Genomic DNA, 256 nt, shown 5'->3' with positions numbered 1-256 from the left:
CCACCGAGGAGGTCGACGCCGACGAGGACGAGATCCTGCGTCGCCGCGAAGAGGAAGCCCGCAAGAAGACCAGCTTCTCGATGTGGGACAACAACGACGGCACCGTCACCGGCCGGTTCACCCTCCCCGAAGCACAGGGCGCCATGCTCAAGACCGCGCTCGACGCGCTCGCCGCACCACACCAGAAGGTCGGGACCGTCAACGCCGCCACCGGCGAGATGGACGAGGTGGGGTTCGGGCAGACCTACCCCCAGCG

At 68.4% G+C, this 256-nt stretch carries 1 pseudogene; it reads left to right on the top strand.

The annotated features are described in order from the left end of the window. Positions 1–256 (top strand): annotated as a pseudogene (locus tag ASF38_RS17545) (hypothetical protein); the annotation flags it as partial.

Origin of the sequence: Aeromicrobium sp. Leaf272 (genome assembly GCF_001422865.1) — a bacterium.
In the GTDB taxonomy this organism is placed as follows: Bacteria; Actinomycetota; Actinomycetes; order Propionibacteriales; family Nocardioidaceae; genus Aeromicrobium.
Note: the sequence above shows the minus strand (reverse complement) of the source record. Positions and strands in the feature narration are given on the sequence as shown.